Here is a 15,192-nt window from a genome sequence, read left to right on the forward strand (position 1 = left end):
CATGTTACCGGGCACCTGCCCAGTCTCTTATTCGATTGAGCCCTGTATTCAGCAGATCCAGGGCTGCAGCTTCGCTGCCGGCCTCCGTGTAGCAGCGCATTTCCGGCGCATTGCCGGACGGGCGGAAATGAATGATCCCGCCATCCCTTAGCGTCACGCGAAGTCCGTCGATGTCGGATTTCGTCGCCACGTCACCGATCGGCTGCAGGAAAGCCGAGAGATTATCTTCCGAGGCGCGCAGATGCTCCATCAGCGCGGCACTCGTCTCCAGCGGAAAATTCTCCAGGCGATCGGCCGCGGCAAAGGGCAGGTGATAGGAGGCAGCAACGGCAGAAAGCGGCTGCCTGCGAATGGCAGCGAGCGACAGGATCGCGAGCATCGGGATAAAACAATCGCGCGTCGGCAGGGCGCGCACGGCTCTGCCGTTGATATCGAATGGGGTTGCAGTCAACAGCCCGCCATTGGCTTCAAAGCCCATGACTTGATCTTCGCCGGCCGCTACGGCCTCTTCCATGCCCGCGATGACGAAGGGCGAGCCGACGCGGGTGCGCCTGACGGCGAAAGAGCCAGCGGCCTCGATGCCCGAATTGGAGGTAACCGGTGTCACCACCGTGCCGGCCCCGAGGAAATTGGCTGCCACAAGGCCGAGAAGGTCACCGCGCAGCGGTGTACCGGTTTCGTCTGCGACCAGCGGGCGGTCGCCGTCGCCATCGGTCGAGACGATCGCGTCGAACTTGTGCTCGGACACCCAGCGCTTCATCAGCGTGATCGTCTCGTCGGAAACGGCTTCGGTGTCGACGGGAATAAAACCCTCCGAACGTCCGAGAGCGGTGATCTCGGCGCCGTAATGGGCGAAAACGTCAACCAGCAAGTCGCGAGCGACGGTGCTGTGCTGGTAGACGCCGATCTTCAGTCCGGACAGCGCACCTTGCGGAAGCAGAGCTGTATTGCGTTCAAAAAAGAGCTGCCGGCAAGCGGCCTCGTGGTCTTCCGTCTCGGCCGGTGCTTGTACGACCGTTTCGCCGTTTCGTTCGATCTCGGCGGCCAATGCGGTAATCGCCGCCTCGTCCGATTTGTCGATCTCGCCATCCGGGCGATAGAATTTGATGCCGTTGCGGTCCGCCGGAATATGCGAGCCCGTAACCATCAGGCATGCGGCGTTGCTCTCGATGCCATAGAGGGCAAGGGCGGGTGTGGGGACGGTGCCGCAGTCGAAGATCCGGAAGCCAAGCGCGGCAAGCGCACCGGCACAATTCCCCGAGATTTCAGGGCTTGAATCGCGAAAATCGCGGCCGATCAGAATGACGTCGCCGGCCCGCGCCTTGCCGGTCTGCAGCAGATATTTGCCGAACGCGGTGGCGTAGAGGGCGGAGGCGCGTCCCTTGAGGTCGACTGAAAGTCCGCGAAGGCCGCTCGTGCCGAATTTCATGGGAAGACATGGCTCCGATTTCACGATCAAAGTTCTACTCAGGCCGCCTGCCGGCGTAAATACCAAAGCCATCATATAGTTAAATACGGACGATGATGCCTCGGACAGCCTCTCGCAGTCTTTTCTCACCGAATTCTGAAGGTGTAGACCCATTGCCGCGCCGGCAGGCATTGCAGCGTAGATCGATTTTGTTAGAACCGTGTGTCCGTTGTTTCGTCATATGCGAAGGATTTTCCTAGATGAGCGATACATCCGTCAGTCTCGACGAGAGCTGGAAGGCCGCGCTGGAGGGGGAGTTTTCAAGCCCCTACATGCAACAGCTCAAATCCTTCCTCGTCGCGCAGAAGCAGGTCGGCAAGCGGATTTTCCCCAAGGGCAGCGAATATTTCCGCGCCCTCGATCTGACGCCGATCTCCAACGTCAAGACCGTCATCCTCGGCCAAGACCCGTATCATGGACTCGGGCAAGCCCATGGGCTGTGTTTCAGTGTCCGCCCGGGCGTGCGCATACCGCCCTCCCTGGTCAATATCTACAAGGAGATGGAGACGGATCTTGGCATAGCGCCGGCACGTCACGGTTTTCTCGAACATTGGGCAAAGCAGGGCGTACTCCTGCTGAACAGCGTGCTGACAGTCGAGGAAGGGCAGGCGGCTGCTCATCAGGGAAAGGGGTGGGAACGCTTCACCGACGCCGTCATCCGCAAGGTCAACGATGAATGCGAATCCGTAGTCTTCATGCTGTGGGGTTCCTATGCCCAACGCAAGGCCGCCTTTGTCGATACGACGCGGCATCTCGTGCTCCGGGCGCCGCATCCCTCGCCGCTTTCGGCCCATAACGGTTTTTTTGGCTGCGGGCATTTTTCGAAGGCGAATGCCTTCTTGCAGTCGCGCGGACGTGCGCCGATCGACTGGCAATTGCCGGCCGATCCCCATGGGGCGTAGGTGTGAACGGACTTTGTCGTTCGTTCACTAAAAGAAGACAATGCGTTTTGGTCTACGGGTCTGTTCTACGGGAGTTTCAGCGCGCATCTTAGCCTCATCGAAAGCCCGCAACGGCGGGTATGAAAGGGGTTTGACATGCTCGATCAGATCAAGGGTCTGCACCACGTCACGTCGATGGCGCAGGATGCCCGCACCAACAACCAGTTTTTCACCAATGCGCTCGGCCTGCGACGCGTCAAGAAGACGGTGAATTTCGACGCGCCCGATGTCTATCACCTCTATTATGGTGACGAGACCGGTGCGCCCGGCACGGTCATGACCTATTTCCCGTTCCCGAAGATGGCGCAGGGCCGTCCCGGTACCGGCGAAGTCGGCACGACGGTGTTTTCCGTTCCGCAAGGCTCGCTCGGCTTCTGGAGCGATCGCTTTGCCGCGCTTGGTGTCGACGGCCTCAAGGCTGAGGAAAGTTTCGGCGAAAAACGGCTGAACTTCTCCGGCCCCGATGGCGATGGCTTCGCGCTCGTCGAGGTCAAGGATGACGCCCGCCAGTCCTGGACACATGGCGGCATCAACGAGGATCATGCCATTCGCGGCTTCCACTCCGTCGCCATGCGGCTGAGGGACGAAGGCGCTACGGCCGAACTCCTGAAGTTCATGGGTTACGAGGTCGCCGAGGAAAGGGACGGCGTCAAGCGGCTGATCAAGCCCTCCGGCAATGGCGCACATCTCATCGATCTCGAGACCATGCCAAACATTGCCCGTGCCCTTCCGGGCGCCGGCTCCGTCCACCATGTCGCCTTCGCCGTCGAAAACCGCGAGAAGCAACTCGAAGTGCGCAAAGCGCTGATGGACACCGGCTATCAGGTCACGCCGGTGATCGACCGCGATTATTTCTGGGCGATCTATTTCCGCACGCCGGGCGGCGTGCTGTTCGAGGTCGCGACCAATGAGCCCGGCTTCGACCGCGACGAGGATACGGCCCATCTTGGCGAAGCCCTGAAACTGCCGCAACAGCACGCCCACCTTCGCGCGCTGCTCGAGCAGCATCTGCAGCCGCTCGAAGTGTGAGGAGAGGCGATATGACCGAAACCGGATATGGGCACCGGCTGCATGCCGGTGCACCTGATAAACCCATCCTGCTGGTGCTGCACGGCACCGGCGGCGACGAGAACCAGTTTTTCGACTTCGGTCGGCGCCTGCTGCCCGAAGCGACGATTCTCTCGCCGCGCGGCGATGTTTCCGAACACGGCGCGGCGCGGTTCTTTCGCCGCACCGGGGAGGGGGTCTACGACATGGCCGACCTTTCCCGAGCGACGGAGAAGATGGCCGCCTACGTCAAGGCATTCGCTGACGAGTACCAGGCTTCCCATATTCTCGGCCTGGGTTTTTCGAACGGCGCAAATATTCTTGCCAATGTCCTGATCGAGAAGGGTATCTTCGATGCCGCGGTTCTCATGCACCCGCTCATTCCGTTTCAACCCGAAGCCCAGTCGACGCTCGCGGGAAGAAAGGTGCTGATGACGGCCGGGCAACGAGACCCGATCGCGCCCGTCTCCATGACAGAGGCGCTGTCCGAACATCTGAAAAACCGAGGGGCGGAGATCAGGGTGGTCTGGCATCCCGGCGGTCACGAGATTGCGCCGCTCGAGATCAATGCGGTTCGCGATTTCCTCGGCGGTTATTGACGTGTGCACCGCCGCTCGGCGGGAAAATGATTGCGGGACCGGGAATGCCGGTCCCGCATCTTTGCTGGGACAACGATCCTATCGTCGTGATCGATAGGACATTAGGGGCGAGGAGGATATTTGCCCCTGATTGCCTTCATGTAGAAATTTCCCGGTGATTCCGCCATCGTCAACCCGACGACGACGCCCTTGGGAACGCCTTCATATTCTCGCCTCTGACCGTTGGTCAGATAGACCCGTAGATGCCGGCTGTCTTCGTCGTAGGTGATCGCCTCGATAAGTTTCGAATCAACCGCAGTTTCCACTTTGCACCCCGCAATTTTGGATCTGAGATTCCTGATCAAGAAATGTCATTCACACTCGCAACGCGCCATCATTATGCTGCGCCGCGGGGGCGTCAAGCATCATCTTCTTTAACGTTCATTTTTTCCTGATGACTCTCGTTATAGTTGATTTTTACAGCTTTTTCGAAGGTCTCGCCTGTGGAAATCCGATACCTGTGGCTCCTCCATTTGGGGAATATTAGCCGATAACGTCGCGAGAAACGCAATAATCGGCGGTTTAACGCCGGATTAACCGTCATATAGCAAACTATAGCGTATTATTAACCGCAGCACCCTCCCAAGTATGAATGATTACATCCGCAAGGCGGAGCGTGACCTCGCCGCTGCAACGGCCAATATCGGCGTTGCCGAGTCGCAGCTTTATCCGAGCATCACTCTCAGTGGTTCGATCTCGCCGTCATTCGGCGAAGGACTATGTCACTCTGAATATGGCAGGTTCGGGTACAACTTCGGTGGGGCCGCGATCAGGCCAAATTCTTATGACACTGAGCCTCATGCCGTTGCAGCGATGGATAAGAGATGGATTATTTCCGACAACCCGCCATTCGGTCGGGTCTCATAAATGGGTTCGATGTTTAACTATCTAGCGCCGTGGCGACAACAGATACCGATACTGTCCGGCAACCGTAAAAGACGCGCTCGGCTGACGTTTGCCGAAGGCGAATTCGCTGCAGTCTACGCGATGAGCGATGTTCACGGATGTTATAAAGAACTCGTCGAGGCACATCGCCGCATCGAGGAGGATGCCGCGCGCATTCCGGGGCCGAAGCTCATCGTCATGCTCGGCGATTATGTCGATCGCGGGCCTGATTCGAGCGCGGTGCTGGAGTTCCTGAGCAAGACCCCGCCGCCGGGGTTTCAACGTTTCGTCCTGTGCGGCAATCATGACGCGGAGCTGGTGAAGCTCTATCGCAAACCGGCGCGCATTCTTGAATGGCTCGGCTTTGCCGGGACGGAGACGCTGCACTCATACGGTATCGATATCGAGCATCTGCTGCAGTCGGCGGCCGGAAGCGAAACAATTGCCCGCGTCATTCGCAACATGATACCCGAACGGCATATCCAATTTCTGGAATCGCTGCCGGTCATGCTGCGGATGGGAAGGATCCTCTTCGTTCATGCGGGCATCAAGCCGGGCATCGACCTCAAGAGGCAGAAAGACAGCGACCTTATGTGGATCCGTCAGCCCTTCCTGGATGAAGGGCCGCAGCTTCCTGTCCTTGTGATCCACGGCCACACCCCGGCGCGAATCCCGACATTCGGTCCGCAACGCATCGGCATCGACACTGCGGTTTCGGCGACGGGCCGGCTGACCGTGCTGACGATAAAGGGGACGCGGGTCGGAATCCTCTAAATCGGCTAGATCGGCAAGCGGTGTCGTCCGAAAACGCCTACACTTTTCGGCGTCATGCTCAAAACCAAACGCCGCGGATTATGCTCCGCGGCGTCAGGACAATAAAAGTTCACGGGGCTATCTCAGGCGCCGGTCGCTTCCTGATAAAGGTTGGTGCCGATGCCGGTATAGGTAAAGCCGTGTTTGCGGACTTCGTCGCTGCGGTAGATATTGCGCAGATCGACCAGGATCGGAGCGCGCATCGACTGCTTCAGGCGATTGAAATCGAGCGCGCGGAACTGGTTCCATTCGGTGACGATGACAAGCGCATCCGCACCGGCGGCCGCTTCGTAGGGTCCGCTCGCATACTCGATGTTGTCGATCACCTTGCGGGCATTTTCCATGCCCTCGGGATCGTAGCCGACCACTTGCGCGCCGTTGTCCTGCAGGGTCTGGATGACTGCGATCGCCGGGCTGTCACGCATATCGTCGGTGTTCGGCTTGAAAGTCAGGCCGAGGATCGCGATCTTCTTTCCGCGAATGTCTCCGCCGACGGCTGAAATGACTTTGCGTCCCATCGCCCGCTTGCGGTTGTCGTTGATCGAGATCGTCGTCTCGATGAGACGCATCGGCGCGTCGTAATCCTGCGCCGTCTTGGCAAGGGCAAGCGTATCCTTGGGGAAGCACGAACCGCCGTAACCCGGGCCGGCATGCAGGAACTTGGAGCCGATACGACCGTCGAGACCGATTCCGCGCGAAACGTCCTGGACGTTTGCGTCGACCCGTTCGCAGAGATCGGCGATCTCGTTGATGAAGGTGATCTTCATCGCGAGGAAGGCATTGGCCGCATATTTGATCAGTTCCGAGGTGCGGCGGGTGGTGAAGACCAAGGGGGCCTGGTTGAGATAGAGCGGGCGGTAGACCTCGGTCATGGTTTCGCGCGCCCGGTCGTCGTTCAGGCCGACGACGATACGGTCGGGACGCTTGAAGTCTTCGATCGCCGCACCTTCACGCAGGAATTCCGGATTGGAAACGACGGCGACATCCGCGGCAGGATTGGTTTCACGCATGATGCGCTCGACCTCGTCTCCCGTGCCGACCGGCACCGTCGACTTGGTGACGATAACGGTGAAGCCTTCCACATAGGTGGCAATCTCGCGTGCAGCGGCGTAGACATAGGAAAGGTCTGCGTGGCCGTCGCCGCGCCTGGACGGCGTGCCGACTGCGATGAACACGACGTCGGCGCTGCGGACGCTTTCGCCGACATCCGTCGAAAACGACAGCCGGCCGGTGCTGGTATTTTCCGCGACCAATTGCTCCAGGCCCGGCTCGTAGATCGGAATGCGGCCTTCGCGAAGGGCTTCGATCTTACTCAGATCCTTGTCGACGCAGATGACGTCGTGGCCGAAATCCGCAAAGCAAACGCCTGAAACGAGGCCGACATAGCCTGATCCAATCATCGTGATGCGCATATTTCCCTCAAATCATTAGAGTAGAACGTCATGCTGCGTCGCAGCATGACGTTCGTCATAGTTAATCTGGACGAAAAGACAATACCGTAGATCGCCTGGTACCCCACATCGGAAATCGAACTCCGGGCACCGCAGCTTGCCGCGCACTGCCCTGCCGATAGCCAAAACATAGGTTTGTGTGGGCGATATGACAAGTCGAGCGGCTCGGCAGAGCAGGCTCGACTTCAATCCGGAAACAGGATCAATCAGTCTATGTCGCTGCCTCGGCTGTTATAGCCGGTACCAGACGTAGGGGTCTGTTCCCGATTGAATCTTGTCCCAGCGCAGATCGGTATCGCGCCAGTTCTTGATGCTGCTTTTCCTGTTGTCGAGGACGAGATCGCCCTTGTCGGTTCTGACGACGAGGACCGCATGTCCTTCACCGGAGGGCGTATATGCCGTCGCGATACGCAAAGCGCGCGACGACCAGCCCATTGCTATCAGCCGGCTGCGTTTGGTCAATGCGAAATCTTCGCAGTCGCCGCTGCGCACATTCACCTTCCAGACGTCGCCATTCAGTTCGTTACGGGAGTCGTTCCGGCCGATCATCGTACGATTGACGGCGGTGTTGACGTCCTTCAGTTGCAGCATTTGCTTGTCCGTCAGCGCAACGACCGCCAAACCATTGTTGTCGCGGCATTCGGACGGGTTCTGGGCGCAGAACAGCACCTGGGCGAAAGGCGGAATGATCTTGCCTTTTTCAGAGATATAACTGACCGCCGAATTACCAGTCAGGCCGCGGGCAAAACCTGCGGGACCGGCGGCAAATGCCGAGCATGCATTGCCTGCTGTAAAGGCCAGTGCCAGAAGTGTAACGACTGTTTTCTTCATCTCTTAAATCCCCGTTACGGGCAACCGATTGAGATCAGGCTTGCCTTTTTTCTCGGTCAATGGCATGGCGATCTGATGATCTGCCAAGTATTGGGCGCAGAATATCTGTCCCGTTTCTGCTGCTTGGAAGGAGAGCATAGGCGGGCCTTGTCTCGATTGGCTTAAACCTTTCGCGACAATTTTAAATGATGTGGAATTCTGTTACACTTTAGCACGCAAGCGCTTGATGTTCAACTTATGTTAGTACGAGTAAATTAATCTCTTCGGTTGCAATGGCTTTGGTCGCCGCCTACTCTGGTAAACGAATTCACATGTTCTCCAACCTCATCAATAAGCGGGTCTTGCGAGAGGTTTTGCTTTTTGCCTTCATCGGCCTCGTTATATTGACGCTCATACCGTTCGGGAGCGTTACACCCTTGGCCTTCGCCTTCGCGGCGATCGGAATGTTTGCTCTCGCCATTATTTCGGGACTGCTGTTCGGAGAGCCGAGACAGAGCAGAGGGGTATTCGGCATCGCCCTGTTTCTGCTGATCGTTCTGACAGGTTGGACGTTTATTCAGACGATCGAACTGCCTTCGCGGTGGCTGGCAAATCCCGCTTGGGATGCCGCTCGTGACCTAGCGGGCGTCAATTACGCGGCGATCTCCGTCGAACCGGCGGACACGCTCGCCTCGATCCTCTGGGTGGCGCTGCCCTTCGTCACGTTCCTGACCGGGCTTCTCTTATGCGATACCGATCAGCGCGCGAGGACGGTGCTCACCGGTCTCGGGCTTTCTGCGGGCATCATCGCTGTTTTCGGCCTGCTGCAGTTTTCGCTGTTTCCCAGCATCCTGATCGTCGTGGAGAAACACGCCTACCTCGACAGCCTGACTGCGGTCTTCGTCAACCGCAATACCGCCGCGACGTTCCTCGGGCTTGGAACGCTGCTGATGCTGACCCTGGTCAGGGACATTACCCGAGCCTATTCGAACTATCCGCCCGGCGAGCCGGGCCGAAACGCGCTTCTCTTGAGATCGTGGATTTATATCCTGCTCTTATGCGCATGCTTCACCGCGCTGATGCTGAGCCGCTCGCGCGCCGGGATATTTGCGACCTTTGTTGCCGCTCTCATCTATTTTCCATGGCTTGTCATCAATTGGAACGGCTCAAGGCGTCATCTGAGACCGGCGCCAAGATGGCGTTCGTTGCTGAAACTCCTCTCGGCGATTGGTTTCGTCGTACTGCTGCTGACGGTGTTTGCGGGCCAGGCGATTTTGCGCGCGCAAGAGCGGCGACTCGAGGATGATGATCGGTTTTGCATTCTGCCGGGCATATGGCGTGCCATCTCGGATCATTGGTTGACGGGAACGGGGCTCGGAACCTTCCGGACCGTGTTTTCCGCCTACCGCGATCCGGCTTGCGGAATTTTCGGGGTCTTCGACCGTGCGCATAATTTCTATCTCGAAGGATTTCTGGGCCTCGGAATATTGTTCCCGATTGCGACGGTCCTTGCCTTCTCGGTGCTTGCCAGGGTGTTCCGGCGCGGGTTCGCCCAAAGACGGCGTCTCAGGCACTATGTTCTTCTTGGCCTGGCGGCGACCATTTTGGTCGCTCTTCATGCGGCGGTCGATTTTTCGCTGCAGATACCGGGTTTTGCGGTGTTTTACTCCGCCTTCCTGAGTGCGGTTGTCGCGATATGCCTCGGGCGTAGCAACGGAGAGGCGGACATGGCATATGAGCGGCCGTTAACCACGTAAAGTTTAAATGGATGGATTTTAATAAGATTTTCGGAAAAGATCGATTGTGCAGGTGCGAACGGTTGACTCTGAAACCCAAGAAATTTTATAGCGGGTGCAGCCTTCGGATTGTTGCGACGCAAGAAAAGTCGGACCGAAGTCGTTTTTCGCTTCCTAAGGGGCTCGGCGTTGCCAGCCTGCCACAGTTAGGGGAATGTTAATCGGCTTTAAGTGTTATTGATCGGGGATTGTCTTGTATTTTGTCAGATCGCGGGGCAGTAGCTTCAGGGGCGTAAACGCAGGGTATTCTATGGGTTGTTCTCGTATCGGTAGTACACGCGTCGCCATTGTTGTAGCGCTAACGACTATATTGGCAAGCTGCACCTCGTTGCCAAGATCCGGTCCCGATCACAAAGACGTTGATCGAGATGCGGCGGTGAAAGTGACAACGAAGGAACGTCGCGTCGGTATCGACTACGCCCTGGTTGATCTCAGCAAGAACGTCCTGTCGTATTTTGCCGCTCCCCAGCCGACCTCGTTCAAAGGGTTCGGTGGTGGTCGAGGCGGGGCGCCTGAAATTCCGCTCGGTTACGGCGACGTTGTCCAGGTTGCCATCTTCGAAGCTCAGTCGGGCGGCCTCTTCATTCCGTCCGATGCAGGTAGCCGACCCGGCAATTACATCTCGCTGCCGGAGCAGACCATCGATAGAAACGGAACGATCACAATTCCCTATGCGGGTCGGGTTCCGGCTGCCGGTCGCCTGAAGGAGACCGTGGAGCAGGACGTCGAGGATCGCCTGGCGAGCCGCGCGATCGAACCGCAGGTGGTTATCACGACAACGACAAGCCGCTCCAGTCAGGTTGCTGTGCTCGGTGATGTCAACAATCCCCAGCGCGTCGAGATCAGCCCGGCCGGTGAGCGTGTTCTCGATATCATTTCCGCCGCGGGCGGTTTGACGACCAACAATATCGAAACGAATGTAACGCTGCAGCGCCGCGGCAAGACGGCAACCGTCGCCTACACTACGCTGTTGAAGAACCCGGCGGAAAATATCTATGTTGCGCCGGATGATACGATCTCGATCGATCATGAGCGCCGCACCTATCTTGCGCTCGGTGCCGCAGGCACCAGCGGTCGCTTCGATTTCGAAGAGTCCAACCTGACCCTTGGAGAGGCAATCGCCAAGGCTGGCGGCCTACGCGACGACCGCGCCGACCCGGCTCAGGTCCTGCTCTATCGTCTTGTCCCGAAGAAAACGGTTCAAGCGATGCACGTGGACACGACGAGATTTACGGGTGAAATGGTTCCGGTGATCATTCGTGCGAATATGCGCGACCCGGCAACCTTGTTTGCTGTTCAGCAATTCAAGATGGAAGACAAGGATATTATCTATATTTCCAATTCGGACTCTGTTGAACTGGTCAAGTTCCTTGACATCGTAAACTCGGTATCGTCCACTGTTTCCGGAGTGGCCGACGATGCGAATGATACCCGTAACGCGGTACAGGATCTTGGAAATTGATTGCAATAGGCGGGCCGGCATCGATCGCGGATGATTAATGCTGGTGGCCTATATAGCGGATTTGATGAAGGACTATGGTTATGGCAAGGTCGGGTGTTTATCGTAAGCTTGCATATAGCGGAATTGTCGTCGCGATGTTTGCCGGCATGAATTCAAGCGCTTTTGCTGCTGCTTGCTTGGGTCCGGCAAATCTGACTTCCGTCGATGTCAGCGGATTTGCGGCTAGCCCGGCGGTTCTGCTTGACATGTCCGATCCGTTGGTTTTGTCATCGCGCGTTCGCGCGCTGGTTGGAAGCAGCAATGATGCGCTGTCGCCAGTGATCGAGCAGGCCAAGAAGGCCAGTGCCGCACAGATGGCGGCTATCGGCTCCGGTCTCGCACGGGCCGCAAACAGCTGCCAGATGACGGATCCGCAATTCAAGCTGGCGATCGAAAAGGCTGTTGCCGAGGCGGCGAGCGCCGATCCGAACCTAGCGCCGCTGCTTGCAGCCTTTGCGAAGGTCCTTGCCGAAGGCGGGACCGCGGCGCTCGGCCCGGGTGCAAGTACTGCCGCTGCCGCATCCGGCATCGGCAATGACGGGCAAGTTGGACAAACCGGGCCTGGAGCGGACGATGGTACGCCGTTCGACGGCGCTGCGACGACTGCGGGTACGCTGAAGGTTTCGAATGCCGGTGCAGATGATTCATCGTCGACAACGACGACGATCCTCAGCACCGGAGCGGGAGGCCAGTCGTCTACCGACACGACGGAGTCGACGAGTCAGAGTGTCCCGGTCATACAATAGCTGGAATTGCCCTTAGATCTTAGCGCTTGACGCCTTTGTTGGAGATCGAAATTGCTATCGCCAGATAAACTTACGCCGCGTATCGACCCCTCCCGCGATACCGGAAATGATGCTGATTTCATCGATTTCGACAAGCTCATCGCAATCGCCCGCCGACAGTGGCGGATGGTTGCGGCGTGCGGTTTCGCCTTTGCCATTCTCGGCATTGTGTATGTCCTGACTTCGGTGCCTGTCTACACCGCCGACACCAGCGTGCTGATCGACCGCAGCGACAGTCAGGTGATCAACCAGCTGGCGGCTTTCGGCCAGATGGACGATGACGAAGGTACTGTCCTCAGTCAGGTCGAACTGTTGAAGTCCGACACCATCGCCTATGCTGTTGTCGATAAACTGAAACTCGTCGACAATCCGGTGTTCACGGCGCCGAAAAGCTCGCTTTTTTCTGTCTCAACGCTGAAATCCTTCGTGAATTTTCGGTCGTGGTTTGCCGATGACGCAGCCGTCGCACCCGATCCGGAAAGGAAGCGGCGAAGCGCTGCGGAGACCGTCGCGGGCAACATCGACGTCGAACGCGTCGGTCGCTCCTATGTCCTCGATGTCAGCTATACCGCGCAGTCGCCCGATCTGGCGCGTGATATCGCGGCTGCCATCGCCGACGTCTATCTCGTCGACAAGCTCAATTCGAAATACGAGGCGACACGCCGGGCCGGCCAGTGGCTGCAGGAGCGTATCGAAGAGCTCAGACAGCAGGCGCTGGACACCGACCTTGCGGTTCAGAAATTCCGCGGCGAGCATGGGCTTGTCGAGGCCGGATCGGGTACGCTGATTAGCGAGCAGCAGCTTTCCGAGATCAACACCCAATTGATCAATGCGCAGGCCGAGACAGCGAAGGCCGAGGCAAGATATGCGCGCGTCAAGTCGATCATCGACGCCAAGCAGACCGATGCGATCGTCACGGATGTGCTCGATAGCTCCATTTCGAACGACCTACGCAAGAAATACCTGGAGGCTTCCAAGCTCGAGACCGAAATTGAGGCGCGGCTCGGTCCCGATCACGTCCAGGCGGTTCGGCTTCGTGCGGAAATGGAAGAATATAAGAGGCTCATGTTCGATGAGTTGAACCGCATCGCCGAGAGCTACCAAAGCGAGCTGCAGGTCGCGAAATCACGGGAAAACTCTTTGCGCGACAGTGTCACACAGGCGACGGGCGTTGCCGCAACGGCTGGCGAAACGCAGGTGCAGCTTCGCGAACTCGAGCGCACGCGCGATACCTATAAGAATCTCTATCAGAGCTTCTTGACGCGTTATCAGGAAGCAATTCAACAGCAGAGCTTTCCGATTACCGCTGCGCGCATCATCACGACGGCGGAGACGCCGACGAAGCCGAGCGCTCCGAAGAGAGCTCTCGTCGTTGCTTTCGCGATGTTCGTGGGATGTGCATTTGGAAGTGGTATAGCGGCCTTCCGCGAATTCCGGGATCGGTTCTTCCGTACCGGCGATGATGTCCGGGATGTGCTCGATGTCGAATCTCTCGGTGTCATGCCGCTGATTGAAAATAACGTCGACGATCCGACGCTCGTTGATCCCAGCAATCCGCGAAGCATCGCCAGGGGCGGGAAGACCACGACCTATGTCGAGGAGCATCCGCTCTCGGCATTTGCCGAGACGCTTCGAAGCGCCAAGATTGCCATCGACCTCAGTGCTGCCGATCAGCGCTGCAAGGTCATCGGCGTCGTGTCGAGCTTGCCCGGCGAGGGGAAGTCGACGACATCCATCAATTTTGCCAAGCTCCTGGCAATGCAGGGTGCGCGTTGCCTGCTTATCGACGGCGACATGCGCAATCCCGGTGCCACCCGGGCGATCGGCCGCCATGCCGAGGCCGGCTTGCTCGAGGCGATCGTCGACAGCCGTCCGCTCAAGGATCTGATCCTTCTCGATCCCAAAACAAAGCTCGCATTTTTGCCGACGGTGGCACGATATCGTGTTCCGCATTCGTCGGAGCTACTCGCGTCACGCGGCATGGATCAGCTTCTTGAAACGGCGCGTCAAAGCTTCGACTATATTATCGTCGACCTGCCACCCTTGGCGCCGGTTGTGGATGCGCGCGCTATCAATTCGAAGCTCGATGCGGTCGTTTTCGTTATCGAGTGGGGAAAAACATCGCGTAAGGTCGTGCAGTCGACCCTGCTGTCCGAGCCGGAACTCTATGCGAAATGCGTCGGTACCATATTGACCAAGGTCGACCCGTCGCAGATGAAACTCTACCGGACATTCGGTTCGAGCGAATATTATTATAAGCGTTATTCGCGATACTATACCGAAAGCTGATGTTCCGCAGTCAGTCCGTTTCGATTACCAGGATCGCCTTCGTTATCGTCACCGTCGTCTTGGTGGTGCTGGCCGGTCGAGAGCTGTACGCGTCGATAAGAACGGCCAGCATCTCGATCGTCGCCGAAAGGATCGAGCGTGGCGAGACCGTTGCGGATGATGTCGTGACCAAATATGCGTCGCGCAGTGTCGACGTCGTTGACGGACACTATTGTCGATCCGACATCGTGGCTGCTGGCGTAACCCTCGTTCTGGCGCAACTCGATCGGCAGAATGTCAATGTCAATTACGACGGCTGGGCCGCTGCGGCCTCGAGTGCACGCCAGTATCTGCGGCATGCGCTTTCGTGTATGCCGACGAACAGCAATTTTTGGCTTCGTCTTGCGGCCGTGCAGTCGACAATTGCGGAAGAGCCGGCCTCGGTCGCGGGAATGATGAAGCGTTCGGTTGCGCTTGCGCCGTACGACCAGGTGACGATCCTGACGCGATTTTATTTCTGGAACGATTTCACCGATGCAACACTCGCCGCGGCAGAGCGCGCGCTCGATAGCGATCTCATGACCATGCTGAAACGGGGCGATCGTTGCAGGGTCAATGCCACGATAAGAGAGATCAGCCCACAGCTCCGCCCGATCTTCGATCGAAGCTGGACGAGCGTCGGAGAGGCCGCGACGGCGCGGTTCCGACAGCGCTGCAGCAAGTAATCATCAAGGCTGGTTTTTAAAGACAGTTCCGAGATCGTGGCCGGCAGGCTGAGCAGCTACGGCT

At 58.0% G+C, this 15,192-nt stretch carries 13 protein-coding genes and 1 pseudogene; 10 read left to right on the top strand and 4 right to left on the bottom strand.

All coding sequences use genetic code 11. From position 1 onward, the window contains the following. Window positions 1–4 precede the first annotated feature (4 nt). Complete coding sequence (locus tag B5P46_RS34725; protein ID WP_206735415.1) at window positions 5–1,429, bottom strand: phosphomannomutase; 1,425 nt, start codon at window positions 1,427–1,429, stop codon at window positions 5–7. A gap of 239 nt (window positions 1,430–1,668) precedes the next feature. Here B5P46_RS34725 and ung point away from each other — a divergent pair, with 239 nt between their 5' ends. From ung to B5P46_RS27960, 3 genes are all read left to right on the top strand, one after another. After that, window positions 1,669–2,370 carry a uracil-DNA glycosylase gene (gene ung / locus B5P46_RS27950; protein ID WP_129421562.1) on the top strand — a complete coding sequence of 234 codons (702 nt, stop codon included), beginning with the start codon at window positions 1,669–1,671 and terminating at the stop codon, window positions 2,368–2,370. A gap of 135 nt (window positions 2,371–2,505) precedes the next feature. Further along, window positions 2,506–3,438: a VOC family protein gene (locus tag B5P46_RS27955; protein ID WP_129421563.1), complete on the top strand. Its 933-nt coding sequence runs from the start codon at window positions 2,506–2,508 to the stop codon at window positions 3,436–3,438. A gap of 11 nt (window positions 3,439–3,449) precedes the next feature. Further along, the gene (locus tag B5P46_RS27960; RefSeq protein ID WP_129421564.1) at window positions 3,450–4,055 is read left to right on the top strand and encodes an alpha/beta hydrolase; all 606 of its coding nucleotides are present in this window, start codon (window positions 3,450–3,452) and stop codon (window positions 4,053–4,055) included. A 101-nt stretch (window positions 4,056–4,156) separates the two neighbouring features. On the opposite strand, the gene B5P46_RS27965 is transcribed toward B5P46_RS27960, so the two are convergent. Continuing rightward, on the bottom strand, window positions 4,157–4,399 hold the full coding sequence (locus B5P46_RS27965; protein ID WP_003542164.1) for a KTSC domain-containing protein: 243 nt from the start codon (window positions 4,397–4,399) through the stop codon (window positions 4,157–4,159). A 295-nt stretch (window positions 4,400–4,694) separates the two neighbouring features. Here B5P46_RS27965 and B5P46_RS35585 point away from each other — a divergent pair. Then, window positions 4,695–4,802 (top strand): annotated as a pseudogene (locus B5P46_RS35585) (TolC family protein); the annotation flags it as partial. A 159-nt stretch (window positions 4,803–4,961) separates the two neighbouring features. Next, window positions 4,962–5,753: a metallophosphoesterase gene (locus tag B5P46_RS27975; RefSeq protein ID WP_129421565.1), complete on the top strand. Its 792-nt coding sequence runs from the start codon at window positions 4,962–4,964 to the stop codon at window positions 5,751–5,753. Window positions 5,754–5,875: 122 nt separating this feature from the next. Here the strand turns inward: B5P46_RS27975 and B5P46_RS27980 are convergent, their stop codons facing one another. Both B5P46_RS27980 and B5P46_RS27985 read right to left on the bottom strand, forming a co-directional pair. Next, window positions 5,876–7,204 carry a UDP-glucose dehydrogenase family protein gene (locus B5P46_RS27980; protein WP_129421566.1) on the bottom strand — a complete coding sequence of 443 codons (1,329 nt, stop codon included), beginning with the start codon at window positions 7,202–7,204 and terminating at the stop codon, window positions 5,876–5,878. Between the two features lie 270 nt (window positions 7,205–7,474). Then, entirely contained in the window at window positions 7,475–8,074 is a 600-nt protein-coding gene (locus B5P46_RS27985) for a transglutaminase-like cysteine peptidase (RefSeq protein WP_129421567.1), read from the bottom strand. Window positions 8,075–8,385: 311 nt separating this feature from the next. Between B5P46_RS27985 and B5P46_RS27990 the strand changes: the two genes are divergently transcribed. The 5 genes from B5P46_RS27990 (at window position 8,386) to B5P46_RS28010 (ending at window position 15,128) form a co-directional block, all read left to right on the top strand. Next, window positions 8,386–9,810, top strand: a complete 1,425-nt coding sequence (locus tag B5P46_RS27990; RefSeq protein WP_129421684.1) for an O-antigen ligase family protein — start codon at window positions 8,386–8,388, stop codon at window positions 9,808–9,810. A gap of 289 nt (window positions 9,811–10,099) precedes the next feature. Beyond that, window positions 10,100–11,311: a polysaccharide biosynthesis/export family protein gene (locus B5P46_RS27995; protein WP_129421568.1), complete on the top strand. Its 1,212-nt coding sequence runs from the start codon at window positions 10,100–10,102 to the stop codon at window positions 11,309–11,311. A gap of 74 nt (window positions 11,312–11,385) precedes the next feature. Further along, window positions 11,386–12,096, top strand: a complete 711-nt coding sequence (locus tag B5P46_RS28000) for a sugar transporter (protein ID WP_206735416.1) — start codon at window positions 11,386–11,388, stop codon at window positions 12,094–12,096. A gap of 51 nt (window positions 12,097–12,147) precedes the next feature. Then, window positions 12,148–14,424 carry a polysaccharide biosynthesis tyrosine autokinase gene (locus B5P46_RS28005; protein ID WP_025395618.1) on the top strand — a complete coding sequence of 759 codons (2,277 nt, stop codon included), beginning with the start codon at window positions 12,148–12,150 and terminating at the stop codon, window positions 14,422–14,424. Continuing rightward, the gene (locus B5P46_RS28010; protein WP_129421570.1) at window positions 14,424–15,128 is read left to right on the top strand and encodes a hypothetical protein; all 705 of its coding nucleotides are present in this window, start codon (window positions 14,424–14,426) and stop codon (window positions 15,126–15,128) included. Before B5P46_RS28005 ends, B5P46_RS28010 begins: the two co-directional genes overlap by 1 nt. Window positions 15,129–15,192: the final 64 nt, after the last annotated feature.

Origin of the sequence: Rhizobium leguminosarum, assembly GCF_004123835.1 — a bacterium.
Taxonomy (GTDB): Bacteria; Pseudomonadota; Alphaproteobacteria; order Rhizobiales; family Rhizobiaceae; genus Rhizobium; species Rhizobium leguminosarum_M.

Bases quoted from the DNA above. Each gene is read 5' to 3' on its own strand.
- B5P46_RS34725 (WP_206735415.1), bottom strand. From the start codon at position 1,429: ATGAAATTCGGCACGAGCGGCCTTCGCGGACTTTCAGTCGACCTCAAG.
- ung (WP_129421562.1), top strand. From the start codon at position 1,669: ATGAGCGATACATCCGTCAGTCTCGACGAGAGCTGGAAGGCCGCGCTG.
- B5P46_RS27955 (WP_129421563.1), top strand. From the start codon at position 2,506: ATGCTCGATCAGATCAAGGGTCTGCACCACGTCACGTCGATGGCGCAG.
- B5P46_RS27960 (WP_129421564.1), top strand. From the start codon at position 3,450: ATGACCGAAACCGGATATGGGCACCGGCTGCATGCCGGTGCACCTGAT.
- B5P46_RS27975 (WP_129421565.1), top strand. From the start codon at position 4,962: ATGGGTTCGATGTTTAACTATCTAGCGCCGTGGCGACAACAGATACCG.
- B5P46_RS27980 (WP_129421566.1), bottom strand. From the start codon at position 7,204: ATGCGCATCACGATGATTGGATCAGGCTATGTCGGCCTCGTTTCAGGC.
- B5P46_RS27985 (WP_129421567.1), bottom strand. From the start codon at position 8,074: ATGAAGAAAACAGTCGTTACACTTCTGGCACTGGCCTTTACAGCAGGC.
- B5P46_RS27990 (WP_129421684.1), top strand. From the start codon at position 8,386: ATGTTCTCCAACCTCATCAATAAGCGGGTCTTGCGAGAGGTTTTGCTT.
- B5P46_RS27995 (WP_129421568.1), top strand. From the start codon at position 10,100: ATGGGTTGTTCTCGTATCGGTAGTACACGCGTCGCCATTGTTGTAGCG.
- B5P46_RS28000 (WP_206735416.1), top strand. From the start codon at position 11,386: ATGGTTATGGCAAGGTCGGGTGTTTATCGTAAGCTTGCATATAGCGGA.
- B5P46_RS28010 (WP_129421570.1), top strand. From the start codon at position 14,424: ATGTTCCGCAGTCAGTCCGTTTCGATTACCAGGATCGCCTTCGTTATC.